The sequence below is a fragment of the Nocardia jinanensis genome, assembly GCF_014645735.1.
GTDB classification, from domain to species: domain Bacteria; phylum Actinomycetota; class Actinomycetes; order Mycobacteriales; family Mycobacteriaceae; genus Nocardia; species Nocardia jinanensis.
This window is the reverse complement of sequence record NZ_BMMH01000009.1, coordinates 94,192-120,207: the sequence shown is the minus strand read 5'-3', so window position 1 is coordinate 120,207 and position 26,016 is coordinate 94,192. Positions and strand designations below refer to the sequence as shown.

General features: G+C 67.7%; 22 protein-coding genes. 5 read left to right on the top strand and 17 right to left on the bottom strand.

Features of this window, described 5'->3' with window-relative positions:
- Window positions 1–12: 12 nt before the first annotated feature.
- Window positions 13–513, bottom strand: a complete 501-nt coding sequence (locus tag IEY68_RS21255; protein WP_062998992.1) for a DUF4254 domain-containing protein — start codon at window positions 511–513, stop codon at window positions 13–15.
- Between the two features lie 172 nt (window positions 514–685).
- Here IEY68_RS21255 and IEY68_RS21250 point away from each other — a divergent pair, with 172 nt between their 5' ends.
- Entirely contained in the window at window positions 686–1,492 is an 807-nt protein-coding gene (locus tag IEY68_RS21250; RefSeq protein ID WP_062998994.1) for a GntR family transcriptional regulator, read from the top strand.
- 3 nt (window positions 1,493–1,495) lie between these two features.
- Complete coding sequence (locus IEY68_RS21245; protein ID WP_063916334.1) at window positions 1,496–2,107, top strand: GNAT family N-acetyltransferase; 612 nt, start codon at window positions 1,496–1,498, stop codon at window positions 2,105–2,107.
- A 24-nt stretch (window positions 2,108–2,131) separates the two neighbouring features.
- On the opposite strand, the gene eccCa is transcribed toward IEY68_RS21245, so the two are convergent.
- From eccCa to eccD, 3 genes are read right to left on the bottom strand one after another with little or no spacing between them, the layout of a single operon-like run.
- Window positions 2,132–6,187, bottom strand: a complete 4,056-nt coding sequence (eccCa, locus tag IEY68_RS21240) for a type VII secretion protein EccCa (RefSeq protein ID WP_062999001.1) — start codon at window positions 6,185–6,187, stop codon at window positions 2,132–2,134.
- Between the two features lie 44 nt (window positions 6,188–6,231).
- Window positions 6,232–7,644: a type VII secretion-associated serine protease mycosin gene (mycP, locus tag IEY68_RS21235; protein WP_062999003.1), complete on the bottom strand. Its 1,413-nt coding sequence runs from the start codon at window positions 7,642–7,644 to the stop codon at window positions 6,232–6,234.
- Window positions 7,641–9,077 (bottom strand): type VII secretion integral membrane protein EccD, encoded by a 1,437-nt coding sequence (gene eccD / locus IEY68_RS21230; protein ID WP_229718901.1) that lies wholly within the window; start codon window positions 9,075–9,077, stop codon window positions 7,641–7,643. Before eccD ends, mycP begins: the two co-directional genes overlap by 4 nt.
- A 347-nt stretch (window positions 9,078–9,424) precedes the next feature.
- Here eccD and eccA point away from each other — a divergent pair, with 347 nt between their 5' ends.
- Window positions 9,425–11,266 carry a type VII secretion AAA-ATPase EccA gene (eccA, locus tag IEY68_RS21225; RefSeq protein WP_062999005.1) on the top strand — a complete coding sequence of 614 codons (1,842 nt, stop codon included), beginning with the start codon at window positions 9,425–9,427 and terminating at the stop codon, window positions 11,264–11,266.
- 56 nt (window positions 11,267–11,322) lie between these two features.
- Here eccA and eccB read toward each other — a convergent pair whose 3' ends face one another.
- Window positions 11,323–12,825, bottom strand: coding sequence for a type VII secretion protein EccB (gene eccB / locus IEY68_RS21220; RefSeq protein ID WP_062999007.1), 1,503 nt, complete (start codon window positions 12,823–12,825; stop codon window positions 11,323–11,325).
- 227 nt (window positions 12,826–13,052) lie between these two features.
- Between eccB and eccE the strand changes: the two genes are divergently transcribed.
- Complete coding sequence (gene eccE / locus IEY68_RS21215; protein ID WP_229718900.1) at window positions 13,053–14,744, top strand: type VII secretion protein EccE; 1,692 nt, start codon at window positions 13,053–13,055, stop codon at window positions 14,742–14,744.
- Window positions 14,745–14,852: 108 nt separating this feature from the next.
- Here eccE and IEY68_RS21210 read toward each other — a convergent pair whose 3' ends face one another.
- The 9 genes from IEY68_RS21210 to IEY68_RS21170 form a co-directional block, all read right to left on the bottom strand.
- Complete coding sequence (locus tag IEY68_RS21210) at window positions 14,853–15,152, bottom strand: hypothetical protein (RefSeq protein WP_062999008.1); 300 nt, start codon at window positions 15,150–15,152, stop codon at window positions 14,853–14,855.
- A gap of 54 nt (window positions 15,153–15,206) precedes the next feature.
- Window positions 15,207–15,515 (bottom strand): WXG100 family type VII secretion target, encoded by a 309-nt coding sequence (locus tag IEY68_RS21205; protein WP_062999010.1) that lies wholly within the window; start codon window positions 15,513–15,515, stop codon window positions 15,207–15,209.
- Between the two features lie 84 nt (window positions 15,516–15,599).
- Window positions 15,600–16,391, bottom strand: a complete 792-nt coding sequence (locus IEY68_RS21200; protein ID WP_062999012.1) for an ESX secretion-associated protein EspG — start codon at window positions 16,389–16,391, stop codon at window positions 15,600–15,602.
- A complete protein-coding gene (locus IEY68_RS21195; RefSeq protein ID WP_062999014.1) occupies window positions 16,388–17,392 on the bottom strand; it encodes a PPE domain-containing protein in 1,005 nt (334 codons plus the stop codon). Before IEY68_RS21195 ends, IEY68_RS21200 begins: the two co-directional genes overlap by 4 nt.
- Before the next feature lie 43 nt (window positions 17,393–17,435).
- On the bottom strand, window positions 17,436–17,768 hold the full coding sequence (locus IEY68_RS21190; RefSeq protein WP_189094411.1) for a PE family protein: 333 nt from the start codon (window positions 17,766–17,768) through the stop codon (window positions 17,436–17,438).
- A gap of 31 nt (window positions 17,769–17,799) precedes the next feature.
- A complete protein-coding gene (locus IEY68_RS21185; protein WP_062999016.1) occupies window positions 17,800–19,203 on the bottom strand; it encodes a hypothetical protein in 1,404 nt (467 codons plus the stop codon).
- Window positions 19,200–19,520 carry a type VII secretion target gene (locus IEY68_RS21180; protein ID WP_062999018.1) on the bottom strand — a complete coding sequence of 107 codons (321 nt, stop codon included), beginning with the start codon at window positions 19,518–19,520 and terminating at the stop codon, window positions 19,200–19,202. Before IEY68_RS21180 ends, IEY68_RS21185 begins: the two co-directional genes overlap by 4 nt.
- Window positions 19,521–19,618: 98 nt before the next feature.
- On the bottom strand, window positions 19,619–19,918 hold the full coding sequence (locus tag IEY68_RS21175; protein ID WP_062999042.1) for a YbaB/EbfC family nucleoid-associated protein: 300 nt from the start codon (window positions 19,916–19,918) through the stop codon (window positions 19,619–19,621).
- Between the two features lie 82 nt (window positions 19,919–20,000).
- On the bottom strand, window positions 20,001–20,354 hold the full coding sequence (locus IEY68_RS21170) for a hypothetical protein (protein ID WP_229718899.1): 354 nt from the start codon (window positions 20,352–20,354) through the stop codon (window positions 20,001–20,003).
- Between the two features lie 586 nt (window positions 20,355–20,940).
- Between IEY68_RS21170 and IEY68_RS21165 the strand changes: the two genes are divergently transcribed.
- On the top strand, window positions 20,941–21,279 hold the full coding sequence (locus IEY68_RS21165; protein WP_062999024.1) for a toxin-antitoxin system YwqK family antitoxin: 339 nt from the start codon (window positions 20,941–20,943) through the stop codon (window positions 21,277–21,279).
- 7 nt (window positions 21,280–21,286) lie between these two features.
- Here IEY68_RS21165 and IEY68_RS21160 read toward each other — a convergent pair whose 3' ends face one another.
- The 3 genes from IEY68_RS21160 to IEY68_RS21150 all read right to left on the bottom strand — a co-directional run bounded on the left by IEY68_RS21160 (window position 21,287) and on the right by IEY68_RS21150 (window position 25,917).
- Window positions 21,287–22,102, bottom strand: a complete 816-nt coding sequence (locus IEY68_RS21160) for an ESX secretion-associated protein EspG (RefSeq protein WP_229718898.1) — start codon at window positions 22,100–22,102, stop codon at window positions 21,287–21,289.
- Window positions 22,099–23,910 (bottom strand): hypothetical protein, encoded by a 1,812-nt coding sequence (locus IEY68_RS21155; RefSeq protein WP_062999026.1) that lies wholly within the window; start codon window positions 23,908–23,910, stop codon window positions 22,099–22,101. The genes IEY68_RS21160 and IEY68_RS21155 overlap by 4 nt, the downstream gene beginning before the upstream one ends.
- A gap of 405 nt (window positions 23,911–24,315) precedes the next feature.
- Complete coding sequence (locus IEY68_RS21150; RefSeq protein WP_229718897.1) at window positions 24,316–25,917, bottom strand: antitoxin YezG family protein; 1,602 nt, start codon at window positions 25,915–25,917, stop codon at window positions 24,316–24,318.
- Window positions 25,918–26,016: the final 99 nt, after the last annotated feature.

Sequence of the window (26,016 nt, the reverse complement as noted above, 5' to 3'; positions counted from 1 at the left end):
GGCCCCGGGGTGTCACCACTCCGGCAGGCGGCGCCTTCCGGCCAGTACATCGCCCACCAGCGCGTCGTAGGCATCGGCCAGCTCGGCCAGGTGATGCCAGGCGCTGTGCAGCAATTCGTCGTCCGCGTCCAGGGTCATCAACGCGTGATGCGCACGGACCGCGGATTCGGCGAGCCGATCGATGATCGCGCCGACGGTCTCGGTGTGCAGGGTGACACCGAGCCGGTGCTGCGGAACATTGCGCCCTACCCAATCGTCGATGGCCAGCACCAGTTCCATACGGCGCCGGTCGATCTCGACCAGACGGTCGGGATCGGTGACGATGGACCCGCCGCGGCCCACCAGTCTGCGCTCGTGGAGTACGGCCAGATCGCGGGCGTACCAGAGCAGCTGACCCCCGACGACCCGGTGTCCGCGCGCGGCGCGCACCAGTAAGTCCGAATTCGGCAGCGGACCGGGAGACCCGTTCTGCGCCAAAGGATCAGCGCCGCGCTGGGCGCCGGGAAGAGCCATTACGACTGTTGTATCCGAACCTGTCACGGTTGCCTCGCCGTTCGATCGCCGCACAACACCGGGTCAGTACGTTGATTACAATAAACCGCCGAAGGCTACTGTCAAGCGATACAGGCCCCCCCGATCACGAAAAGCGTACACTTCGTTACCTGGAGACCACCCGAGGAGCACGATGGCGGACGGTCCGACGTATCGGCGGATCGCGGACCACCTCCGCGAGGAGATACGAGCAGGCAAGTGGCAACCGGGGGATCGCCTGCCCAGTCATACCGAATTGGCCGAGCAGATGCGAGTATCGCTCACCACCGCGCGTAACGCGATCCAGGTGCTGGTCGCCGAGAATCTTGTCTATACGGCTACCTCCCGGGGCACCATCGTGCGGAGCCGGAAAGTGCTGGAATCGGTCGTCACCGACCATATCCGCCCCGATCGGCCGCGGGCCGGTCACGATATCTTCGAGGAGATCGCGCGCGCCGCGGGCCGGGTACCGACCAAGGAATTCAGCGCCCGGATGGAGCCCGCGGACGAGCGTGTCGCGCAGTGGCTGGGCATTCCGGTGGACTCCTGGGTACTGGCCCGGACCGTCGTGCAGTTCCTGGACAACGAGCCGTGGTCGTGGGAGGTGAGCTTCTATCCGCGAGATCTGGCCGAGGCCACCGGGATCGATTCACCACACGATATCGCCGAGGGCACGACGCGCCGGCTCGCCGATCGCGGACAGGGCGAGACCGCGCACCGGGATTCGCTGGTCGCGCGTCCGGCGAGTGCGGAGGAGGCCGCGGTACTCGGTGTCGCCATCGGCACGGTGCTGCTGGATCATCTGCGGATCGGCGCCAACCACGAGCGCATCACCCGGGTGACGCGCCATCGTTTGATCGCGGCGAGCAACCGACTGGCCTACGAACTCGGCGATTCCACCGGAAGCGCGGTGATCCGTGGCGTGCTGGATCAGACCGATCGGTCCGAGATATGGTTCTAGCTCATGACCGTGCAGATTCGGCCGGCCGCCCTCGATGATCTGGATCTGATCCGCCGCCTGCGGCTGCAACGCGCCTCCTGGCTCGCCGCCCGCGGTTCGGACCAGTGGTCGACCGAGGCGTCCGGGTTGTCGATCGATTATTTCGCGGGCGCCGTGAGCCGGGCAGTGGCCGCGTGGGAAACCTGGATTGCCGAGGTGAACGGCGAACCGGCCGCGACAATCACCATCAACGACCGCGCCGACCGGGAATTGTGGACGCACGCGGAACTTGCAGACGCGCTGATCGTGCACTATCTGATCGTGGACCTACGCTTCGCGGGTCACGGCATCGGGCGACGACTGCTCGCGCACGCCGCCGCCCTCGCCCGGGCCCACGGCCGGCACTGGGTACGACTGGACGCGTGGACCGCCAACGCCGAGCTGCACGCCTACTACCGGCGCGCCGGGTTCCGGCTGGCCCGGGTGGCCGACCCACGGGATCCGAGCCCTTCGTGCGCGCTGTTCGAACGGCATGTCGACGACTGGCTGCTCGAGGGCGGCGCGCTCGGCACCCGGGCCGGTTTCCCGATGACCCCTCTCGCGCGCGATCCGATCGTCCTGCCGGTATCCGGCTGACCGGTAGCGGAGAACACCCCGCTTTTACAGTGGATCGAGATGGGCGATATGCACCATCTCGATCCCGCGGCTACGCGAGACCAGGGTGCCACGGCCCGGAGGCAACTTCGTAGGACGTACATCGCCGATCAGTTTGCCCTCGTCCTTGGACCCGCTCATGATCAGCGTTTCCACGGACATGTTCTTCATCGTGCCCAGGATCGGGTCGTACAGGGCCCGCGACACTCCGCCGATCCGGCGGGCGACGACCAGGTGCATACCGATATCGCGGGCCTGCGGCAGGAATTCGATCAATGGCTGGAACGGGTTGGCGCTCCCAGCGGCGACCATATCGTAATCGTCGACCACGATGTAGATCTCCGGTCCGCTCCACCAGCTGCGCTCCCGCAACTGCTGCGGGGTGATATCGGAGCCGGGGATTCGTTTGGCCAGGTAGGTCGCGACCTCCTTGATCATCGGTGCGCAGGTCTGCGACGAGGTGGAGTATCCGGCCAGCTGATCGCCCTCGATGACGCCCAACATGGTGCGGCGGTAATCGATCATGATCACCCGTGCCGTCTCGGCGGTGGAATTCTCGGTGATCCCCATGACGATATTGCGCAACAGGGTGGTCTTCCCGCATTCGACATCGGCGAACGCCATGAAATGCGGTTCGGTGGTGAAATCCATGACCAGCGGCTGCAGTTCGGATTCGCCCAGGCCCACCACGACCTTGGTGGCGCTGGGTTCGACACCCTGGGCCCGCGCCTGTTCGAGCAGTTCGGCACGCTCGAACTTCAACGGCAGCATCCGGACCTGGGGCGCGCGGCGGTTCGGATACAGCTGTGCCAGTTCGGTGCGGGACCGGGTGACGCCTTCGGCGAGGTTCGAGGTATCGGAGTCGGAATCGAGTCGGGGCAGCGCGATGAGCATATGCAGGTGGTCGGCGGTGAGGCCGCGACCGGGCCGCCCCACCGGGACCTGATGGGCGACCCGGCGGCCCATCTCCGAATCGGAGGGGTCGCCGAGGCGCAGTTCGATCCGGGTGCCGATCTGGTCCTTGACCACCGGCCGGATCTCGGCCCAGCGGGAGGCGCCGATCAGCAGATGGATACCGAACGAGAGACCCTGTCCGGCAATGGCGTGGATCTGCGGTTCGAGTACCTCGAACTCTTCCCGGACGGCCATCCAGCCGTCGATCACCAGGAACACATCGCCGAACGCGTCCTCGGGGAACGGATCGGCGATGCCCTGCTGCAGGGCGGCGAATTTGCGGCGGCGGTATTCGGCCATGGACTCGATGCCCTGCTCGGCGAACCGCTCTTCACGCCGCCGCATGAGCGAGGTCAGTTCGGCGATGGTCCGGCGTACCCGGTCACCGTCGAGGCGACCGGCCACCGAGCCGACGTGCGGAAGCCCCACCAGGCCGGCCATACTGCCGCCGCCGAAATCCAGGCAGTAGATCTGCACCTGTTCGGGGGTGTGCGTGGCGGCGGCGGCCATGACGATGGCGCGCAGCGCGGTCGATTTACCCGATTGCGGCCCGCCGACGACCGCGACATTGCCCTGCGCGCCGGCCAGATTGATGGTGAGCACATCACGACGCTGTTCGTAGGGCTTGTCGATGACACCGATCGGCATCCACAGCTGGCCGTGCCGGTTGACCGGCGACCGCCAATCCGGTTCGGGCAGCAGCATATCCACCGTGGGCGACTCGTCCAGCGGCGGCAGCCACACCTCGTGGGCAGGGCGGCCGTGGCCGGTGAGTCGTTTGACCACGACATCGAGCAGCGAGTCCGGCACACCCTCGCTCTCCAGCGCACCCGCGCCCACCTCCGAGGGCGGGGGTGGCAGTTCGAGCAGCGGATTCACCGCCGCGGCCGGCCCTTCGTCCACGGGCGCCACGGTTTCGGGCGCATCGACCGGTGCCGCGGTGAACACGGCCGGACGCTGCCGGGCCACCGGACTACCGTCCTCGCCGGTCACCGTGCCCTGGGGTGCTTCGTACGAACCCGAGACGTAACTGGCGTTGAACCGCAATGGGTCGGAGGCGTCGCTCTTCAGATAACCGGAGCCGGGCACGCTCGGCAGATGGTAGGCATCGGTGATGCCCAGAACCGCGCGGGATTCATTGGCCGAGAAAGTACGCAGACCGATCCGATAGGACAGATGCGATTCCAGCCCGCGCAGTTTGTTCTCCTCGAGACGCTGCGAGGCCAGCAGCAGGTGGACGTGCAGGGAGCGGCCGAGCCGGCCGATCATCACGAACAGTTCCGCGAAGTCCGGTTTCTGCGAGAGCAGTTCGGAGAACTCGTCCACCACGACGAACAGAGCGGGCAGCGGGTCCAGCGGGACTCCGGCCGCGCGAGCCTTCTCGTAATCGGTGACATTGGCGTAGTTGCCGGAGGACCGCAGCAACTCCTGACGGCGGTTCATCTCACCGGCCAGCGCGTCCTTCATCCGGTCGACCAGGGACAGTTCCTCTTCCAGGTTGGTGATCACCGCCGCGACATGGGGAAGCGGATCCAGGCCCAGGAACGTCGCACCGCCCTTGAAGTCGACGAGGACCAGGTTCAGCGCATCGGGAGAATGTGTGGTGACCAGCGAAAGCACCAGGGTGCGCAGGAATTCCGACTTGCCCGAGCCGGTCGCGCCGATGCACAGACCGTGCGGGCCCATACCGTTCTCCGCGGACTCCTTGATATCGATCTCGACCGGAGTGCCGTCGGGGGTGACGCCGATCGGCACCCGCAACCGCTCGCGGGCGGTACGCGGGCGCCAGACCCGGGCCGCGTCGATCTGGGCGGCATCGGAGATCTTCAGCAGCGCCATCAGTCCGGGGTCGGTCGTGGTGCCCTCACCGAGGCTGACGATCTGCGCCGCGGTCGCGAGCCGGTACCGGGCCAGTGCCCGGGAGAACGCCGCGGCCTCGGCGATACTCACCTCGTCGGCCGCGGCGAAGCGCTCGACACCGGCCGCGCTCTTGGCTGAGACCTCCTGGTTCGCGCAGACCAACTGCAGACCGCGCCGGACCGCCAGACCGGCCTCGGGGGCGGTGAGGTCCAAGACGGTTACCGAGTCCAGGCCCGATTCCGCGACCAGCCGTTCGTTACCGTTGACATAACCGTCGTCGATGACGACGATCAGGTGCAGTCGGCCCTGCGTCGGTTGCGGATTACGCATGAAACGGCCGCGTTCGATCAGCTCCGAGGAGAGCGCTGTCTCCAGCTCGCCGAGCGACTGGTACATCATCCGGACCGAACCCATACCGTCGCGCTGGGTGGGATGCTGCAGATGGGGCAGCCATTTCGCCCACGACCAGATCGGCGCGTCGGGATCGCTGCAGACCACGGCGACGGCCAGATGGTCCGGGCCGTGGAAGGTCGCCAGCTCCATGAGCATCGAGCGCACGAGCGTATGCGATTCGTCCGGGTCACCGCCGATATTGATGGCGGGAAAGGCCCGCAGCGAGACCGCGGTCGGCAATTGGTGCACCACCGAATGCGTGCGCACGAAACGACGCAGCGCGACGGTGGACACCGGTTCCAGATCCTCGAGCGGGCCGGTTTCCGGCCGGGCCAGTTTGGTGGCGAGACGGTGGCTGCCCACGCCGACCCGGACATGGCCGAAATCGGGGTCGTTGGGCCGGCGTTCCCACATCCGGCGGGTACCCACCAGCGATAGCAGATCGGCGGGTTCGGGATGGCTCCAGCCCAGCGATTCGAGCTGCTTGCCGCCGGTGCGACGCACATCCCGGCGGACCTGGTCGAGGTAGCGGAAGTAGTCCTTGCGTTCCTCGTTCAACTCGACCGCGCGCTTACCGCCGCCCCCACGAAACCCGGCCATCATGCCCACCATCGACATGATCATCATCATCGGGAACATCATCATCAACGGATTGGCGAGCAGGTTGCGGCCCATCATCGCCATCATGGCGATCATGCCGATCACGGCGATCACCATGACCACCGGCATGATCTTCATCATCAGCGGTGCCGGAATGGCACGCGGAACCTCCGGGGGCGCGGTCAGCGCTACCTCGCCGCCGGGAGCCCGGGGCGGGGCGATGCGGGGACGGCGCACGTAACCTTCGGTAGCCATGGTTCCTTCTTCGATCGGCGACGAACGGTGAGCGCGGTACCGCGCTAAGGATCCGATTCCATATCCAGCTCGTGCCGGGGCCGACGGAACGGATACGCCACCGCGGCGCCGATCGCGAGACCGGCCAGACAGATCGCCGATCCGGCGATCGCGATCCAGCGCTGGCGGAGGTCGGGGCCGGGTGGATGCACGGGGGCCGCGATAGGTCTGGGCGCGGCGGCACCGACGCTCACCGGTTCGACCGGTAGTTGTGCGGTCAGCGCGGCCAGCGGATCGATGAGCCCGTGGCCGATCCGGTCGTCGCGACCGGTGCCCGGTCCGTGCGCGGTCCGGGTGATCCGGTCGATCACCTGCGCGGCGGTGAGTTCGGGGAAACGGGAACGCACCAGTGCGGCCAGACCGGCCACATACGGTGCGGCGAAACTGGTGCCCTCGACCGAGCGGACGCCCTCGGTGGTCTGCACGCCGTCGACGAGACCGGTACCACCCGGTTTGCTGTCCAGCGAGACGATATTGCGGCCGATGGCCGCCACCTGCACCCAGGGTCCGTTGAGAGAGAGTTCGGAGACCTGCCCGTTCGGGTCCACCGACCCCACCGCCAGCACATACGGCGAGAACCAGGCCGGGCTGGCCACGGTCGCGACCGAGCCCCAGCCCGATCCCGAGTTCTGGGTATCGCAGGCGCCGTCGCTCTGCAGGTTGCCGGCCGCGGCCACGACCACGACGTTGCGGTGGTAGGCGTATTCGACGGCGGCACCGAGCGCACCGTCGGCGGTATCGAGTCCGGCTCTCGTACAGGCTACTTCGGAGATGTTGATGACGGTCGCGCCCAGATCCACGGCCCGGACCACCGCGCCCGCGAGGGTGAGTACGCTGCCGTACCCCTCGGTGCCGATCTTGCCGGGCGCGTCGCGGTTGTTGTTGTCCTTCTTCTCGTAGGCCAGGCTCAACTGGCGGATCGCCAGGATCTCGGCATCGGGCGCGACACCGGCGAAAGCGTCGTCCGGGACCGGCTGGGCACCGATGATCCCGGCGACCAGCGTGCCGTGCCCGTCGCAGTCGACGGTGCCGTCGGTATCGGAGACATAGTCGCCACCGGGTTGCAGCCGGGGCAGCCGCGGGTGCCGGTTCACCCCGGTATCGATCACCGCGACCTTCTGGCCCGCACCACGACCGAATTGCCAGGCGGCGGGCAGATCGAGGACCTGCTGCGCCATCGGCGGTTCGCCCGGCGGCGCGCCGGTGAGCAGCGGTTCGGCGCATACCGCACGCTGTTCGGTGGGTTCGAGCGGGGCGGGCCGGGCGCTGATCGCCCGGGCCGCGCCCAGCGCGCCCGAGTCGATCGCGGGCTGTGGTAACGCCACGGCATCCGGACCGGGCAACAACACCGTCGCACCCAGTACACCTGCCGCGCAGAGTATCCGCAGCGGGCCACGATGGCGCGGGCGAACACTCATATGCTCAGGTTCCTGGCCGTGCCGTAGATTCCCATCATCCAGAGCACCAGCGGGATGACCGCCACGATCAGCGCGTATTCGAAGAGTTCGATCATCCGGCGGACCACCGGGGTCACCTCGATATGGGGCCCGATCACCCCGAAGCCGAGCACGCCCAGCGTGAAGGCGAGCAGTATCGCCGCGCACAGGAGCATGAGATCGCCCTCGCCGCAGGACAAGCCGACGACCAGCGCTACGAAGGTCACGCAGGCGCCACCGATGAGCAGGGCCGCTTGAGTGATATCGGCGAACGAACGGCCGCGCAGCGACAGGATGATCGCGGTGATCACCGCGAGCGTGATGCCCGGCCACCGGTAGGCCCCCAGCGGATCGGCGACACCGAAAGCACCGATGACCGCGCTCGCCGTGCAGGCGGCGATCAATCCGGTCTGGAACCGATTCGCCGCGCGCGCGCGTTCACCGAGACCCGCGGCCGAAGGCAGCGCGGTGGCACCGATCGCGCCGATACCCTCGATTGTCGGGCGCGGTTCATGGTCGGCGGGGTCGATGGCGGCGCCGGCGGTCGGTACCGGCGGGATCGGCAACCTGGCCAGCAGCGCCGCCAGTCGCGGCACCGCCGACAGGATCATGATTCCGGCGACCAGCAGTCCGCCGGACAGTTTGGGCAGCCCGGGATGCCACACGAGATAGATCACGGCGGCGACCAGCGCGATCACCGCCGCGGCGGCGGCGAAGGAGAACAGCGTCGCGCCCACTCCGGTGAAGCGGTACCCCAGTATCGCGGCCACCAGCAGTACCGAACTGCCCAGGAGCAGATGCGGACTGCCCAGCGATCCCGGCACGAGTAGCGCCGCTCCGCCGAACAACAGCAGCAGGCCGTCGGCCGAAAGCCAGGAGGCGGTGAGTTCGTCCCGGTATCTGCGCGCGGTGATTCCGGCCGCCACCATCGCGGCCACTCCAGAACCCAGCAACGCCAGGGCCGGCGCGAGCGGATCCCCGGCACCACGAGAGACGATGAGGACCGCCAGGGTGGTGAGCACGGTCAGCGTCGAGGCCACCAGACCCATCCAGCGCGCGGAGTTTCCGGACCACCCGCTGAATTCCTCGGCGGTCAACCGGGACACGGCGTCGATGACATCGTCGAACAGCGCGGGTGCTTCTTTGGCCGACACCGAACGCAGCACCAGCAGTTCACCGTCGTAGACCTCGGCCTCGGTGAGAGTGCGGCTCGGCGCGATCGCCTCACGCCCCAGCCGGGCCAATGTCCAGTGCTGGGCGGAGAGCGGGCCGGCTTCCTCGTCGGAGTCCGGGAGGTCCGGGCTGCGGGATTCGATCAGCGCCACCAGCTCGCCGATGAAACCGGCGATCGGGACGGTCGCGGGCAGCCCCACATCGATCTGGGTGTTGCCACCGAGGACCGATACCCTGCTCAATTCCGGTTCCTGCGAGCGACTGACGCTCGGCGACTCGACCGGTGTGCTCATCTCCCCACCCATGTCCCGCTCGGCAATTCACGCCTCGGCCGTCGACAAATCATCCATCCGCCATTCGCTTTTCATAATCCGACAGGCAGTGAACCACGGAACACGGTCTACGTGAACAACTTCAGCACTCTGCGTGAACTCCAGCTCGGTCGCTTCGAGTTACCGTCCCCCGGCAACTGCACCCAATGTAACGGAGCGCCGAGGCGTGCGCGATCGGTAGTCTGGTATCCGGATAACGTTCTCTTTACGCCGATCCAAGAATTTACATCGATCCAAGAATTCGGGGAGCGCCTGCAATGACCGGCAACCGCCAAGCACAACGCGCATTCGACGCCGGGGTCCTATCGCTCGGATTGTCCATAGAGGGTCAGGACTCCGCGCGTGACCTCGAGTACGCCAAATTGGCGTTCCAGCGGGCGACCGAATGGGATTCGGGGATGTGCGACGCGTGGCTGGGCCGGGCCGCCGCCGGAGAACTCACCAAGGATGTGCTGTTCAACCTGTACCGGACCAGCGATGCCACGCTCTACCGCGAGCAGCGCCGAGTGGGTCTGAAGCCCCGGGAGCTGTCCGCCCGCTTCCAGCCCGGTCTCTACATCGACTACCCACTGTCCAGCCGGACCGAGGTCACGCTGGCCTGGGTCGCTCAGCTGATCACCGACAAGGACTTCGACGAGGCCGAACGCGTACTGAAGGAGTTGGACGAATACCGCCGGGGGCAGCGGCTCGGCGATGCCGAGCGCGAAGCCGACAACCGGATCACGTCCTACCTCCGCGGAGTCCTGTACTACACCACTCAACGCTGGCCGGATGTGATGACCGTGCTGGCATCGTCGGCGGAATGGGACGACCCCTATCTCGCGGCGGGTGCGCATGTCATGGTCGGTACGGCCTGCGCCCAGCTCGGCCTGTTCGCGGAGTCGATCCGTCGGATGCAGGCCGCCGAGCAGGGACCGATACCCGCCGCACGCTCGACCGCCATGTTCTGCCGCGGCTTGTGCCTGCGTGAAACCGGGAACGAGACCGAGGCGCAGGCGCTGTTCGAGAAGGTGTACTCGCAGGCACCGGACTTCGAGGCGAACATCTCGGCCATGCGCGACCGGACCTTCCGGATCACCGTCACCAACAGCGAGGTGATCGCAGCGCGCACCGACAGATGGGACCCCGCCTCCTCGCCGACGATGGAGCAGATGAACCGGGCCGAGGTCCAGGACCGGGCCGAGGCGACGCTGGCCGAAGCCCGGGCCGAGCTGGATTCCCAGATCGGGCTGGCGTCGGTGAAAACCCAGGTCGCCAAACTGCAGTCGACGGCGCAATTGGCCAAGATCCGGGCCGAGAAGGGGATGGCCAGTGTGCCGCGTGGCCAGCATCTGGCGTTCACCGGCCCGCCCGGTACCGGTAAGACCACCATCGCCCGGGTGGTCGCCAAGATCTACTGCGGTCTGGGCCTACTGCAGTCCGAGAAGATGATCGAGGCCAAACGCGCGGATTTCGTCGGTGAACATCTCGGTAGCACCGCCATCAAGACCAACAAGCTGATCGACGGCGCCATGGACGGCGTGCTGTTCATCGACGAGGCCTACACCCTGATCCAGTCCGGCCTCTCCGGTGGCGACGCGTTCGGCCGCGAAGCTGTCGATACGCTGCTGGCCCGGATGGAGAACGACCGCGACCGCCTGGTGGTGATCATCGCCGGCTACGACGGTGAGATCGACCGGCTGCTGGCCGCCAACGACGGTCTGTCCTCCCGTTTCGCCAAACGCCTGCAGTTCCCGTCCTACAACGCGAAGGAGCTGGGGGAGATCGGCGAAGTCATCGCGACGAAACGCGACTCGGATCTTTCCGAGGAAGCGCTGGGGGCGCTGATCCGGGTCTGCGATCACCTCTACTCGATGAAGAGCACCGACCAGAGCGGGCAGCCGCGGCGCGGGGTGGACCTGGCCGGTAACGGTCGTTTCATCCGCAATGTGATCGAGGCGGCCGAGGAGGAACGCGAGTTCCGGCTGGCCAACGACGAATCGCTGGATCTCACCGATATAGACGAGGCGGTACTGCGGCGCATCGAGGAACCCGATATGCGACTCGCGCTGGCGACGATCCTCGATTCGCTCAACATCGCCTGGACCGACCCGGACTGAACGGCAGGCCTCCGAGGTGCTGGTAGGACCGGCGGAACACGCTCGGCCGGTTCGTATCAGCCCTCGGACAACGAGTCGTGGCCGATCAGCGCCGCTCGCGGATCCAGTGTCGGTCCGGGGACGAGCTGGCCGACGATCGCCCAGGGCGCGAGATGCGGCGCGGAGCCCAGGCCCAGCACCTGCGCGGTGGCCGGATCAGGTACGCCGTAGCGGATACCGCTGTCGGTGATGTAAAAGAGACTGCCGCGCCGGGGGCTGCCCGGCTCCAAGCCGGTTATCTGTACGTACTCACCGTGGGCGGGAGCGAGATACACCTGATCCACTCGGTCGCCGTTACTGTCCGCGGTGGCCAGTTCCACCGGGGCCGCCGATTCGGCGATGGGCAGCCTGGTTCCGATCAGCAGCTCGACAGCTGCCCGCTCACCGGGGCCGTCACCGAGACCCGCGCCCGCCGCGGCGGTGCCCGGCGATTTCGACCAGGCGATACAGGTGACCGGACCGTCCTCGGCATCCACGATTTCCGGGATCTCACCCGGAAAATCTGCGATCGGCAGCTTCCGCACCACCGGTACCTCGTCGAGGACATCGGGAGGCATGACCTCGACCTGGCTCATCCCCTGCGAATCCGCGTACCGGATCACTTCGGCGGCGAACGGCGATACCCGCTGCACACCGTCACCCAGGACGACATACATCTCGGGACTCCTATCCCGGCCGACTCCGGCGACGGAGATGATCCCGCCGATGGGGATTCGAGCCAGCGGTCCGGGCCCCGGCTCGCCCATTCGATCGATGGTCGGCGCCTTCAGCGCCGGCGCCGGGGTGGTAGCTCCGAGGAATCCGGTCCCGACCGGTCGCGGACGGTGTGCGGGGAGGTCGAGCGCCCGCGAGAGCACTGAATCGTTCGGATCGATCTCAGCGCGTTTTCCCTCGTAGACCAGGTAGGTTTTGTCGTCCCGGGCGACCAGCAGTACCTCGGACGGACCGGCGGCCCGGATGCGGTCGGACAGTTCGGACCTGCCCGCCACCACAGTGGTCGTTCCCCCCACCGCCGAGGCGGCACTGCCGCCCGCGGACAGTTCGATCGACTCACACAGTGACCAGTGCGAATTCCCGTCCTGCGCCGAACCGGGCAGCGCGGCGGGTGCACCCGGGATTCCCAGCAGCGGACCACGCGGCAGAGTGCCCAGTTTGTCGTCTTTCACGGCGTGCGGTTCGGCATTGCTGCCCGTGATCAACCGCGCGGAGGCCAGATTCAGTACAGGATGCAGTGTCCGGGAGCCGTCTTCCTTCTTCACCACGACATACAGTGCGCCGCTGGACTTACCGGAGACGATGAGCGCATCCCCGATCGCACCCTGCGGACGCAGGAACGCGAGTATGGCGGCACCTGCGATGATGAGGATACCCAGTACCAGTCCGACCAGCAGCGAACGGATCTGGGAGCGCATCGGGTCGTGCAGCATCCGGACATCACGGCGCACCAGCGCGTGGTCGAGACGACGCAACAGAAAACGGTAACCGTTGACCTGGGCGCGGGTAGTCAACTGTGCTGGCACTGGGACTCCATCGAGCTATCGACCGCAATCTCATTCGACACGGTACCGTAATTCCCGATGGTTATATCGGCCCGAATCGGTGGTGGCACAACGATGAGCGCATGTCATCGAGGCAGGAACTAACAGTTGTGAACGAGACGATGAACTCCGTACGACGCGTCGCCGAAATCCCGGATCATGTGGTTTCTCAAGATTCTGTAAATATTCGCCGATCTGCCTACGACACTTTGCGGGACCCCGAATTCTGGTTGTTCCGGATATTTCCCCTCCGGATAGTCGTCACCGGAATTCTTTTCGCGGCGACCATCGTCTGGATCGTGCTCGCGTTCAGCCATTCGGTGTGGTATTCGCTCGGCGCGGGCGCGGTCGCCGCGGCCATATGCCTGGCTCCGATCGGCGGCCGCACCACGGTGGCCCGGATCGCCGGTGCCCTGGCCCGACGCGGAAAGGTCTCGGCCGAGCGGCTGGATCAAGCCTCGGCATTCGACGTACCGCTGCCCGAGGGCGGCGCCTATGGGGTGCGCTGGGACGGCGACCTGCTGCTCACCATGCTGCGCATCGATCCACCCCCGGACACCCTGACTCTGCTGCGACCGGGGTCGCTGAACACCGAACAGCTCCTGCCGCTGCCGGAGATCGCCCGCTGCCTGGACCAATTCGACCTGACCCTGGCCGGTATCGACGTGGTGAGCACCGGTGCCCGGACCGCCGGAACGGGGATCGCCGCACAGCTCTACGACCGGATCATCGGTCCGCTCCCGGCCATCGCGCACCGCACCTGCTGGCTGGTGCTGCGACTGGATCCGCTGGCGAACGCCGAAGCGGTGGACAATCGCGGCGGTGGCGGCACCGGGGCATTGCGCGCCGCCATCATCGCGACGCGGCGGGTCGCGAATCGGCTGGCCGCGCACGATATCGCCGCCTCGGTGCTCACCGCCACCGAGCTGAACACCGCGGTTCGTGAACTCACCCACGGCTTCACTGTCGATCAGCTGACCGAGAACCCGAAGTGGCTGGAGGACCGGGGGCGCTACCTGGCGCAGTACCAGATCGGCGCCGATATGGTCGGCCCGGCCGGACTGGCCGATATCTGGGCCGCGCCCAGCCTGTCCACCACGGTCACCCTGCGGCTGCGTCCCGGTATCGGCCGTAACGATCCGCGCACCGAACTCGCCGATACCGTGGTCCTCAACGCCGTGGTCCGCTTCGATACGACCGAACCGCCGGAGCAGCCGCCGCTGCCCGGACTGCGCGAACTCTACGGAAATCAACTGCGCATCCTGCTCGATACGCTGCCGGTCGGCTACACCGGACGCTGGGGACGTGAGGTCGCCTATCGGGGCACACTCGCCGCGCTCGCCGAATTCACGGTGCCGACCGCGGGATGCGGCCAGCTCATCGGCGCCGACGACCGCGGCCGGGGCATCGCGGTACCGCTGATCGGCGAGGGCACCCGTCAGCTGGAAGTGATCGGGTCACTCGATCTCGCGCAGCAGGTCATCCTGCGCGCCACCGGACTCGGTGCGCACGCCATTGTGCACACGGCCCGGCCCGAAGCCTGGCAGACACTGGTCCGCAATCTCGACACCCCGCAGATCCTCACCATCGCGCCCCGGGCCGCCGGGGCCAGCTACCACCCGCCCGGCCCGCCACCGGTACCCACCGCGCCCTATCCGAGCACCACGGTGCTGGTGTTCGACGGTGTCCCCCCGGTTTCCCATGCGGGCGGGGCGACCATCGTGCACGTCCGGCAGCCGCACGAACCGCCGGGATCGATCAACGCGGACGTATCGCTGATCCAGGACCCCGACGCTCCCAACCGGGTCACCGTCCGCACCCCGGCCGTGACGACCACGGTGAACATGGTCACCACGCAGGAAGAGATGCACTACATCGGCGAATCCCTCGCTGCCCGCTGAGAACTCGGCGCGGCCGCGGTCCTCGGCGAAAGCCCCGATCACGCGGAACGGCCGGCTGGATCCTCATCCGATCCAGCCGGCCGTTCGCCGCTGTGCGCGAGTCGCGCGTCAGCCGAAAGCCGCGAAGCCGTCGCCGATCTTCTTATCGGTCTCGAGCGCGCGGTGCAGCGCGTTCTCCACTGCGGCGGCGAGCTGATCCAGCTTGGTGAGGGTGTCCTCGAGCTCGGTGTTCACCGCGCCGTGGGCAGTCTGGAAACCGTCCTGGGCGCCCTGGCTGGCCATGGCGGCGAGGAAGTTGTCCTTGGCGGTGCCCAGGGCCTCGATCTCACCCTGGATCTTGCTGCCCTCGGTCTTCAGGGAGTCGAACAAAGCCTCCATGGTGGGCTTGTCGTACAAGATATCGCTCATGATCCCAATTCCTTCTCGATGGAGTGGATAGGTGGAAGTGCCGGATTACGCCGGTCAGAGGCTGGTGTAGCCGCCGCCGGGGATGAAGGCGTCCTCATCCATACCCAGGATGGTCTGGGTGGCATCCTCGGTGGCCTTGGTGAGCTCGTCGAGCTTCTGGTTCAGCTTGTCGGACTCATCGCTCCAGGCCTGCGAGGTGGTGACGAACGACGCGTTGGCATCGCCCTTCCAGCCCGCGCGCGCGGCATCGCTGGCCGAATCCACGGCCTTCACCGACAGACGCAGATTTTCGATCGCCTGGTACATCTCGCCGGTCGCCTTCTTGACCAGCTCGAGATCGAGATCAACACCCTGTGTAGCCATTGTTGGAATCCTTTCGTGAGTATTCGTTCGTACCGAGATCCGACGATCTCGAGAGGAAGAGACGATGGGTCAGCGCCTCGGGAACTACGGTGTCGGCCACCTCCCCCCGGACAGACCCTCGAGCAACGCGGCGACCGCCTGCGCCACCCGATGGTCGCTGCCCGTTGTGACCGTCGACCAGACCCGCTGGTCCGGCGAAACCATGGGGGCGGCGGCGATCCGCCCACGCTCGGTGTCGTAAACCACGACCGCGCCGGGGGCGCGGGTGGTGCGGCCGTCCTCGTGGCTGTAGACGACGATCTCGGTATAGGCGGAGCAGGTACCGAATGCGGACCCGAGCACGGTGGCATCACGGTCGGGTACGCCGAGGGCGTAGAAGGCGTCCGCGTAGTCGCCGGTGGTCTCGGCCGCGTCGAGACGTGCGGCGAGTTCCGCGGCCGGCGCGCTGAACCCACCGACCTCGGCCGGCTCACCCGGGCCGAGCGCGGCCAGCAGCGGCCGCGCCAGCGCCGCGGCCGAACCGTCGCACCAGATCGTCCCGATATCGAAACTGTCCCCGGCGCGTACGGCCACCGCGTGCCGCTCCCCGCGTGCGGCGACGCATACACGCAGGGTGTGCTCGCGTCCGAAGCAGCGGGCGACGAGTTCCCGATCCGGTTGCGCGAGCACGGACAACGCGTCGGCGAGATCGGTATCGACATCGCCTTCGGCGTCGAACACCTCGGCGGTGATCAACTCCGCGACGGCGCGCTCGCGGGCCGCACGCCATTCGTCGTAGGAATCCTGCCGGGGCCCGGCGGCGAGCACCAGGGGCAGGGTCTGCACACCGAGCCGCTCGGCGACCGCGAGCAGGCCGTCGTTGGTCAGGGTCCTCACCGCGTCCCCCCGGCGTGCGCCTGCGGGGCGGCCGCCGCCTCGACACCACCGAGAACCGCAGGAGCGGCCCGCAGTTCGCTCTCGCCGGCGAAATGATCGTCCGCGTCTCCGGACAGACCCGCGCGCGGGAACCGCGGCGCCTCCTGACCTCCGCCGTTCGCGCCCGCGGCGCCCATCGCCCCCGGCGCGAGCGGCGCGGCCTGGGAGCTTCCACCCGCTGCCGAGACCGCGGCGCCCTGCGGCACGGTCTCCGGAACCTTCACAGACTGTGTGTAGACCGGCGCGTTGTAGGCCACAGGAACCCGGGGCATCGCGGCCGGGATCGGAATCGAGCCCACCGGTATCCCCATCGGGCCCAGCGGCATACCGCCGCGCACCGCCGGTGGCGCCGGGTTCGCGCCCGGCGCGGCGGCCGCATGTTCGGCGGCCAGCGCGGTATCGGGCGCGATCACCGGTGGCGTGGGGTGCTGCCAGGGCGATGCGAGAGGTTCGGTGGCCTTCTCGTAGTTCTCCATGACCCGGGAAGCCACAGCCTTGGCCAGATCGGCATCCTTGTCCGTCTCGGCCGCGACAGCCCGGAGCGGCGCGCCGAGTATCCCGCCGACCGCTTCGAGCATCCGCTGGATCTGCTGGATCTGTTCGATATCGGCGGTATGCGGCATCGCCAGGCGGGCGACCTCGTAGGCGGCCACCTGCGACCGGAAACGCACGGTATTGGCCGTCGCCGTCGTCGCGGCCTCGATCAACCAGTCGCGTAGCGTCGAAATACGTTGCAGCACTTCGCTACTTTGACCAGAACCCCAGGCATCGCGCACTTCCAGGACCGCTCGCTCGTACTCCACCACCGCCGCACCGAAGGACGCGGCCAGCCGGGCCCACGCCTGTACGGCCTCGGCCATCGGAACACCACCCGGACCGTCGGTGAGGTCGCGGGCCAGCCGATCGGCCGGGCGCGCGGGCCACACGACACCGGTGAACCCGGGGTGCGGTGGTTCGATCATCGCTGCGCAATACCCTTCGCTCGTCGACAGCGCGGACGCCCGTTCAGGGCTTCCGACCACCGAGGTTCGAGACATTGTCGGTCTCCATACCGTCGAACTGCGCACTGCTCAGCCGCAGCGTGGCGGCCAGTTTGCGCATCTCCCGCACACTGGCCCGCGCACTGGTCAGGTAGGAGGTCGCGACATCGTTGTGGGTCTGCGACGCCCGACCCGACACCTCGTCCACACCCGCCGGGACCACGGTCAGCGCCTGCGCGACCGCGTCCAGATCGGCAGCCAGCCGATCGGCCAGCGTGTCCAGCCCCGACGACGCCTTGCCCGCCGCGGCGGGGTCGAACCGGACGCCGTCGTACATCTCGCCCATCTCGTTGTTCATGAGTCCCTCCTGTGTCTGATCGCCGGTGCTCTCAGAGCGTGAGTTCTTTGTCCGGCGGTGGTTCCGATGCTGTCTCCGCCGCGCCGACCACCGGCACCGCGATACCTTCGATCGACCCGACCACTTCGTCGCCGTATTCGGCCGAGACCGTGCCGCGGGCCGAGCCGTCGGTCATCGACTCCCCGTCGCGGGCCATCCCCGCGGCGGCACCCGCTCCCGCGCCCATCGGCATAACGCCCGGGCCGCTGCCCGCGGCCGAACTCGCCGTCGCGCTGTTCGCCGCGGACGACAGACCCGTGGCCGAACCCGGCGCCCCGACGCCGCTGAGCGCGCCGACGGTCCCGAGCGGCCCGGGCGCGGCGAATCTCGTGCCAGGGAACGCATTCAACGGCGCAGCGACGGCGCCGACCGCTCCTACACCACCGACACCGAGACCACCGGGCATACCGGGCTTTTCGGTCTCGCCGCGACCCGGGTGGGCGGCATCACCCTCGCCGCCGACGGGTGTGGGCGCGGACAGCGCGGTGTTCGCGATTCCGAGTTGCCCCAGCGACTGCGCGACCTGGCTCGCGGTACCGATCAGTGGCGTGACCATGCCGATCAGCTGCATGAGCTGATCGATCTGCAGGCCGGGATCGACGCCGGTCGGGGCGTTGGTGACCGCGACCTTCTCCCCGGTCTGCGTCATACCGACCGCCTCGATACCGAGTTCGGTCTTGGTCTTGGCGGTGATCACCAGACCCTCGGTGGCCGCCTCGATCGCCGAGGCCACCAGGAAAGCCGCACCACCCGGAGTCGTGGCATAGAGCGGGGACAGCGCCAGCTTGGCGGAGAACGCGGCGATCACTGCGGCCATCTCCGCCCCGCCGATCGCGACACTGGTCGCTCCCTTGGCGAGATGCATTTTCTCGCCGGTGCTCTGCGCTTCGAGTTCGGCGGTATCCGCCTGCGCCGCACCGGCCTTCTCCGCCGCCTCCGTGGCCGCCATACCCTGCCAGAGGCCCATCACGGCTTGTAGTACGGAAGGCGCGACCTGCATCAGCGTCTGCATCACGGTCGATATCTGCGATAGGGCCTGGGTCGGATCCACCGGGGGCGCCGGGGCGGGCGCCGCGGTATCGCCCCGCGCCGGTGGCGAGGCGGCAGCCGGGGCTCCGAAACTGCCGGTGCCGAACGCCGATGCCAGATCTGTGAGCGGGCGCATCAGCGCGCTCAGATCGATTGTCGGCAGCGGGGGTAGACCGGGCAGCTCGCCGAAGGCCGGGAGTTCCGGCAGGTTCGGCAGGCCCATACTGCCGAGGATGTCGTTCACCGGCCTGTCCAGCATCGGCGCCAGCGCACTGCCGCGCAGCAGGTCCAGGACGGTCGGATCGAGTGCTTCCGCACCCGCGGGCGGCGGTGCGCCCGGTGTGGAGCCGGCTCCTGGGGCGCTCATGAACCCGGGAACACCGTGCCGATATTCATAGCGTTACCGGCGTCGGTGATCTCGTAGCTCGCGGCGGCCTGGTGCGCGGTGAGCGCGGTGCCGGCGTGTACCGCGGCGAGTTCGGCAACCGAGGACAGGTGGTTGGCCTGCGCGTAGGCGAACGCGGCCAGGAATTCTTGGCCGATGAGCCCGAACACCGGTGCCGCGAAGGCGACCGTGGCCGTCTGGTCGACCGCCCCGGCCGAGGCCACTCCGGCGGCCATCGCCGCGGATTCGCTGCCGTACAGACGAACCGCGTCCGGGACAACGTGAATGTTGTTACTCATGACTTTGTCCAATCCCGAAACATCCCACAATGTTTCGTTTTCAACGGTACCCAGTACCTACCTTCGGCCGCGATCGCGGCGCGGTTAACACTCGGTGACTACCTAGTGCTTTCCGAATTGAAGTCGTCGATCAACCCTCCTCGTTCGGTGAGCGCGCGGTGAGCAGCCGCTCGCGCGGTCTCCACCAGCAATTTCTCGAATTTTTCCGGGGTGAATTCGCTGATTCCCCCGGTAAAGCTCAATCCGGTCAGTGCCGCGTTTCCGTCCACTTCCACAGTTATCGTGCCGTCGGATGACGTCTCGGTGATCAGGATTCCGTTCAGTGCTTCGTGCAGATCGGTGAGTCGATAAACCTGTCGCTGTACGCGCGCGATGAGTTCATCCATTGTTTCGACCACATGCACCTCCGAATTTCTTCGAACCTGTTCTCCGGTTGATTCTCTCGGGCGACGGCATTTCGGGGCGCCGCTCCGCGAGCGCCTAGACCGAGCGCAGCCAGCTCTCGGGTTCGGTGTCGTAGTCCCGCTCCGCGACGATCTCCCGGCGAGCCACCTCCTCCTCGGTCGGCAGACCCGCCAGACGCAGCATCTCGGCGGTGAAACCGGCCTCTTTCAGCTGTTTCCGGCGTTCCAATCCCGCCCGCGCGGCCGACTGCCCGCACAACCGCAGGATCTCCCCGGCGAGCGCCGCCGGGTCGCGGCGCAGCTGGCCGGGCTCCACGGAAACCGCCATGGGTAAACCCGTTTCCGTTGTCCGGACGCGAATGGATCCGGTCAGCGAATGGGCGCTGAACTCGGTGGGAAATTCCATTGTCCCCTGGTCGGAATTGCTCATCGTTCGGCCTCCTCCGGGCGATCGTTCGGCCCGGCAGCGCCGTACTCACGACAGATCCACCGCGCACACTCGTTTTTCATGACTCGGACCACTCCCTCCCCCGATTGTCGATCGTGGAGATGAACTGACGGTTATCGATCGGTGAGGTCCGCACCTCGGATACCCGGACGCAACTTGCCGGTGGAGGCGGAATACCCGCACTGATCACCACGAATGGGAATAAAGCGGGCCGCGCAACGATGTGTTTCGGAGCTACCCTGACGCAGCCCTTTCCCGGGACTCCCACCTCCGGAACACAATTGAATTTCTATTCGACGTTATTCGACGGCTCGTTATACGTGTCACCGAACCGGAACTCGCCGAATAACCGTCCGGCGCCACGCCGCGGAAAACTGTTCGGCCGCCTGCCACCCGCGAGCACCGGCTCCCGGGCCCGGCAGCGGACTTCGGCGGCGGCGGTCCGCTGGTCGCGGTGGTCCGGCGCGGTCGCGCGGATCACGACTTCACGACTATGTCTCGTATGCACCGTTTTCGCCTCGTCGCATCGATAATCTGTCCGCGTGTACGGACCCGCGGGAGATCCGCGATGAGGCGAATCGACCTGAACGAGGACCCGACCTCGGTGAGTGCGGACCTGCGACTGGAATACGCGGGACAACCGTTCACCGGCGAGGTGGTCGAAGAGCTGGCGCCCGGGCAACTGCTGTCCCAGGAGTACTACCTCGACGGCCTGCGGCACGGCAGCTCCCGGGAATGGTGGCCCGACGGCCGATTGAAATCAGAGGGCGAGATCTGCCGTGGACAGCCGCGCGGGGTGTTCCGGCGGTGGCATCCCAACGGCCAACTCGCCGCGGAAAGCCTGTTCGGGGAACACGGCGAACTGGAAGCCGTCCGGGAATGGGATGAGCACGGCCGCCGGCGGTGACACCGGATCAAGCCTTGCGGCGCTCGTCCTTGATGACCCGCACCACCTGGGCGATCATCGAATTGATCGCGCCCATCAGCAACTCGGCGTCGGCGGGCGCCGCGACCGGCGGATCGGCCTCCCGGATCAGATATCTGCCGTCGTCGACCAGGTCCCGCCAGTCCATCCGGTGCCGGGAGATGCCCCGGGGACCGTAGATCGACGAACCCTGCTCCACATCGATCGTCCCGGTACAGCTCACCGGTGCCGCCAGGAAAGTGGAGCCGCGTTCGGATTCGGTGGTGGTGAAGGAATCGTGCACCGTGGGTGCCCGCCGCGGCGAACCCTCGTTCCGGCCGGGCACCTCGGCCCGGCGCGGTAACACCGTTTCGGCGCGGCTCCCGGCGCCCACCTCGGGGAGCTGCGCCACCAGCTCACCTGCCAGACGCACCGCGTCGCATTCGGCCACGGTGAAACCGCCGCTGTGCCAGAAGCTCTCGCCGGGTAGAGACGAGACGACGTAACCCACCGATTCTCGTCGTACGCCCATCGACCGCACGATACTGCGCGGCTTCTCGACATCACGGTGATCGCTGCCGCTGAGCACCACCCGGATATCCGGGTGGGCGATGACGTCGAGCACCGGGTCGAACGTCTCCCCCAGCCGTTCACGCAGATCGGCCCGGGCCTGCCGCTGATCGAACCGGAATTTTTGCGGGTCCAGGGTCCGGGCGGTGAAATGGAAGGGAAACGGCAGGCCGAGTTCCCCGGTGGCCGCGGACCACAGCGCGTAGAACTCGAGGTCGGTGAACTTCCACTGCCGCGGTACCGCCCCGGATATCACTGATCCACCACGGGTTTCGCGACCACCGACGGTTCACCGATCCCCTCTTCGAGCCATTCGGTGGAGTCGAGGTAATCGGCGCGTTTGTGATCCTTCTGCTGGCCACCGGCCTGCCCGCCACCGGCACCACCACCCATTGGCATACCGCCCATGGGCGCCCCCTGCCCCATCGACGAGGCCGCGACTCCCGCGGTCTGCGCACCGGCCGTGGCGGCCAGCGATGCGCGGGGAAACAGTTTGGCCGCCTTCTCCACGTTCGGCACCTGCGGTGTCTTCACTCCACCACCGGGCGCGCCACCACCGGCACCTCCGCCGGCACCCGCGCCGCCGCCACCCAGGCCGGCGGGCAGCTTCCCCGCCTTCTGCAGAGCGGACTGATAGTTCTTCACCGCGTCCTGCAACGCGGGCATCCCCGGTAGCCCGGTGATACCCGCCTGCTGCAGCGCCTGCTGCGCGGCGGTGGACAGCTGCTGCCCGAGCTGGCCGAGCTGCTGCAATCCCTGCTGCGCCGCCTGCAGCGCCGACTGCGCCTCCGGTTGTTTTTCGAGGGCCTGCTGTTGCTGCTGGAGAGTGGCCTGCTGCGCCTGAGCCTGCTCCTCGAGCTCCTGCTGGGCGGCCATCAGCTCCGCGCGCTGCTGGTCGATCTCCTGGAGCGCGGCCTGTTGCTGCTGGTACTGCCCGTTCTGCCCGCCACCGGCGCCACCGCCACCACCGCCGTTCCCCCCTCCGCCGTTACCCCCGCCACCACCGTTGCCGCCGTTGCCGTTGTCGTCCGGTAGATCGGTGTTCCCGGTGGGCTGCACGAGTTTCGGGATCGCGGTGGAGGACAGTTCGACCCCGGGCTCGTACCAGTTCGCGTAGACCTGCCGCGCGAAAGTCTCCTGCTGATAGACGGCATAGTCACCGCCCTCTTGCTGGGTGTAGGCATACGACTTGTCCGGCATTCCCATCGCGGTGTTGCGGATCCACTGCGTCGCGTTGAGCAGGTTGTCACCCAGCTGCTGCATCGCCGAGATCAGATGCTTACCGCTCCCGAGATAGGCCCGGACCGCCGTCGTGGCGCCGTCCACGCCCTGCCCCTTCCAGCGATCGGATTCCAGCAGACCCTGCATACCCTGGTCGAAATCGGTGAAGCCGGTATCCAGCTGGATCTTCATCCGCAACCAGTAGGTGGCCTTGTCCTCGATGAACTGGGAGGCGCCGTTGATCTCCTGGCCCAGCCACCAGAACTGGTTGAAATTCAATCCCCCGGCGGGCGGGGCCTCCGCAGAGAAGCCCTCCGCGCCCGCGCTGCCCGGCAGCCCCGAAAGCCCGGCCGGCAGCGTGAACTTGTTGTTCTTGTCGGCGTAGTTACCGAGGTCCGGAGTCACTGTGTAGGTGTCGTCGACCCAGCCGTCGGTCTCGTCGTAGTGCGAGAACGCGTGCTCGACCACCGTGCCGGCGATACTGTCGTCCACCATCCGGGAGAAGGACCCGGCCGCGTCCTGATCGGTTTCCTGATAAAGCTTTCCGGCCAGGATGAACCCTTCGCCCAGATCGGTGATCCGCCGCCGATGCGCCGACATGATGTCGTCCGCGAACTCACCGGCGACTTCGTCGTACTTCGCCCGCAACCGCTCGGGACCGGAGAAGGATTCCGGACCGAGTTTCGTCAGGGGTACCAGAAGCGGTGCGATCGCGTCGACGACATCGAAGATGCTGACCAGATCGGCGCAGAACTCGGCCGCCTCCCGCGCGACGGCCGCTTCGAAAGCGACACCGCCGCCCGCGGCCCGGTCCCGGAAAGCACCCCACGGGTCGTCGGCCATCCCTACACTCCCGCCAGTTCGAATTCGAGCATGTCGACACCCGCCGGTCCTGGGAACAGCTGTCCCGGAATCGAAGTCGCCGATCGAGTTACGATTCCGGCGTCCGATCCCGGGACTCCCACCCCCGGAACGCCCAACTGAACAGACACCCTGACGGGGGTCCGATCGTCCGCCGGAGCGACCGGGGCCGTTCGGCCACCGCGGATTCCGGCACGATCCGGCGACGGTCGATCTCTGCGCACGCGACCTCCTCATCGCCCATGGCCGGTGACAGCACGGGTCATCACCGAAGATCCCAGCCGGGATTGTCCGCCGATCGACCGCCGGTTGAACGGACGCTGAAGTTTGCCTCCGCGGCCCGTCCGGCCGAAATCGTCCACCCGGGCGGCGAAGCGACCGAACGTGCTAGAGAAGCGCCCGGTTGCGGGCGCGGAAGCGACGTTCGAACTCCGGCAGGTATCGCGACGGCGCCATCGACGACGACGAACGTTCCAGCACTCCGTCATCGGCCACGTAGAAGATCGCCCGGCCGACCGCGATTTCCCCCGGTTCCACCGGCACGTACACCATCCACCCCACACTCACCCGATCCGCGCGCAGGTTTTCCACGGGGTATCCGCTGAGGTCGTCACCGCTGTCGGTGAGATAACGCCCCACCTGTGCGACCGCCGCGGCGGCGGCGAGCGGTTCCGGCGCGGTCACCCCGCCCATCACCAGCTGATAGAACGCGCTGTCGATATCGAAACCACCGGATTCGGGAAAGACATCGGTCAGCCCGCCGCGGGTGGCCAGACCCGCCTCGGCCGCCGCGACCAGCGCCGACACCGCACCGAGTTGCGCGCCGGACGGCTGCGGGCCCAGCAGACCGGTCATGATCCGCACCACCGTCGCCGAATCCCAGACGCCCGGAATCGCCTCGGCGATCTGCTCGGCCGCGGGTGATTCCCCCCGGTACCAGCCTCGTCCGTCCCACCAGAAGCAGAAGGTGAGCATCCCGGCGCCGGCCCGATGATTCACCACCTGGTCCGCGACCCAGCCCGGAGCGCCGCGGAACAGGGCCGGTAAATCGGCGTCGCGGTTGTAGGCCGCGTCGAGCTCCGGCGAGTTCCAGACCCCGCCGGAGAGCACCGCGCGCCCGGCGGGCAACGCGTGCAGCGAGCTCCCGCTGCGGGTGGCGCCCTCGAACCAGCGCACACCGGGCAGGAGCCGAGGCCCCCACTCCGAGCGCGCCGCGGCGAACGCCGCGCACAGAACCGCCCAGCGAGCGGCCACCACGGGGAACGGGGGAAGATCGGTGACCGGCACCCCGGCCACACCCGCTTCCCGATCCCCGCGCGCCTGCGCCGCGGCAGCTCCCGGCGACCGCTGCTGGCGATCCCCGTGCCGCAGATAGGCGGCCAGCCACACCGGTAGGGACTTCCGGGGGAAGGCTTCCAGATCGGCCCGATAGATCTCCGGAGCGAACAACTGCTCCTCGGGGAAGGGTTCGTCACCGTAGTCGTAGTCGACCTCGATCTGCCCGGACCTGGTCAGGGTGAGCAGCAGCCGCCACCACGGGCCGTCGCCCAACTGGGCGGACAGCTGCCGGTGTTCACGGACCAGGGCGAGCACTTCCGGGGTGGGATTCCACCGGAGAGCCTGCTGCCGGTCGTCGGAGAAGACCGCGAAACCGACATCGGCGGTCACCGTCGAGGCGAAAACCGCGTCCACCCGCTGCCAGCCCTCGGGCGCGACGGCCCCCAGTTCCCGGGCCACCCGGTGCATGAGCGCGCGGGCAGCCTCGGCGGGGCCCGGCGCGGGGGCGGGCGGCGCCAGGGTGAAACCGACATCCGGGTCGCCGGCCGCGGGCTCTCCGGTGGGTCCACCGGCTTCGTCCGGCGCGGCCCGATGCGCCTCGGCCACGCCGACCGGCGGAGCGGGCGCGGAGCCGGCGAGTCCCGGGACAGCGGTCACCTCGTCGCTTTCCACCGCCCCTACATCGCCGGAGCTCTCCTCTGATCTGATCACTTCGTCAACGATCCCCTCGTACGGGCCGCACGACCCGGGACCCCCGGACCGTGCTCATATCACCGATCCCGCGCATCCCCGGCCGGTGGGCCGCCGCCA

Excerpts from the sequence above, each read along its gene's own strand:
- IEY68_RS21255 (WP_062998992.1), bottom strand. The coding sequence starts at position 513 with ATGGCTCTTCCCGGCGCCCAGCGCGGCGCTGATCCTTTGGCGCAGAAC.
- IEY68_RS21250 (WP_062998994.1), top strand. The coding sequence starts at position 686 with ATGGCGGACGGTCCGACGTATCGGCGGATCGCGGACCACCTCCGCGAG.
- IEY68_RS21245 (WP_063916334.1), top strand. The coding sequence starts at position 1,496 with ATGACCGTGCAGATTCGGCCGGCCGCCCTCGATGATCTGGATCTGATC.
- eccCa (WP_062999001.1), bottom strand. The coding sequence starts at position 6,187 with ATGGCTACCGAAGGTTACGTGCGCCGTCCCCGCATCGCCCCGCCCCGG.
- mycP (WP_062999003.1), bottom strand. The coding sequence starts at position 7,644 with ATGAGTGTTCGCCCGCGCCATCGTGGCCCGCTGCGGATACTCTGCGCG.
- eccA (WP_062999005.1), top strand. The coding sequence starts at position 9,425 with ATGACCGGCAACCGCCAAGCACAACGCGCATTCGACGCCGGGGTCCTA.
- IEY68_RS21210 (WP_062999008.1), bottom strand. The coding sequence starts at position 15,152 with ATGAGCGATATCTTGTACGACAAGCCCACCATGGAGGCTTTGTTCGAC.
- IEY68_RS21205 (WP_062999010.1), bottom strand. The coding sequence starts at position 15,515 with ATGGCTACACAGGGTGTTGATCTCGATCTCGAGCTGGTCAAGAAGGCG.
- IEY68_RS21195 (WP_062999014.1), bottom strand. The coding sequence starts at position 17,392 with ATGATCGAACCACCGCACCCCGGGTTCACCGGTGTCGTGTGGCCCGCG.
- IEY68_RS21190 (WP_189094411.1), bottom strand. The coding sequence starts at position 17,768 with ATGAACAACGAGATGGGCGAGATGTACGACGGCGTCCGGTTCGACCCC.
- IEY68_RS21185 (WP_062999016.1), bottom strand. The coding sequence starts at position 19,203 with ATGAGCGCCCCAGGAGCCGGCTCCACACCGGGCGCACCGCCGCCCGCG.
- IEY68_RS21180 (WP_062999018.1), bottom strand. The coding sequence starts at position 19,520 with ATGAGTAACAACATTCACGTTGTCCCGGACGCGGTTCGTCTGTACGGC.
- IEY68_RS21170 (WP_229718899.1), bottom strand. The coding sequence starts at position 20,354 with ATGAGCAATTCCGACCAGGGGACAATGGAATTTCCCACCGAGTTCAGC.
- IEY68_RS21165 (WP_062999024.1), top strand. The coding sequence starts at position 20,941 with ATGAGGCGAATCGACCTGAACGAGGACCCGACCTCGGTGAGTGCGGAC.
- IEY68_RS21155 (WP_062999026.1), bottom strand. The coding sequence starts at position 23,910 with ATGGCCGACGACCCGTGGGGTGCTTTCCGGGACCGGGCCGCGGGCGGC.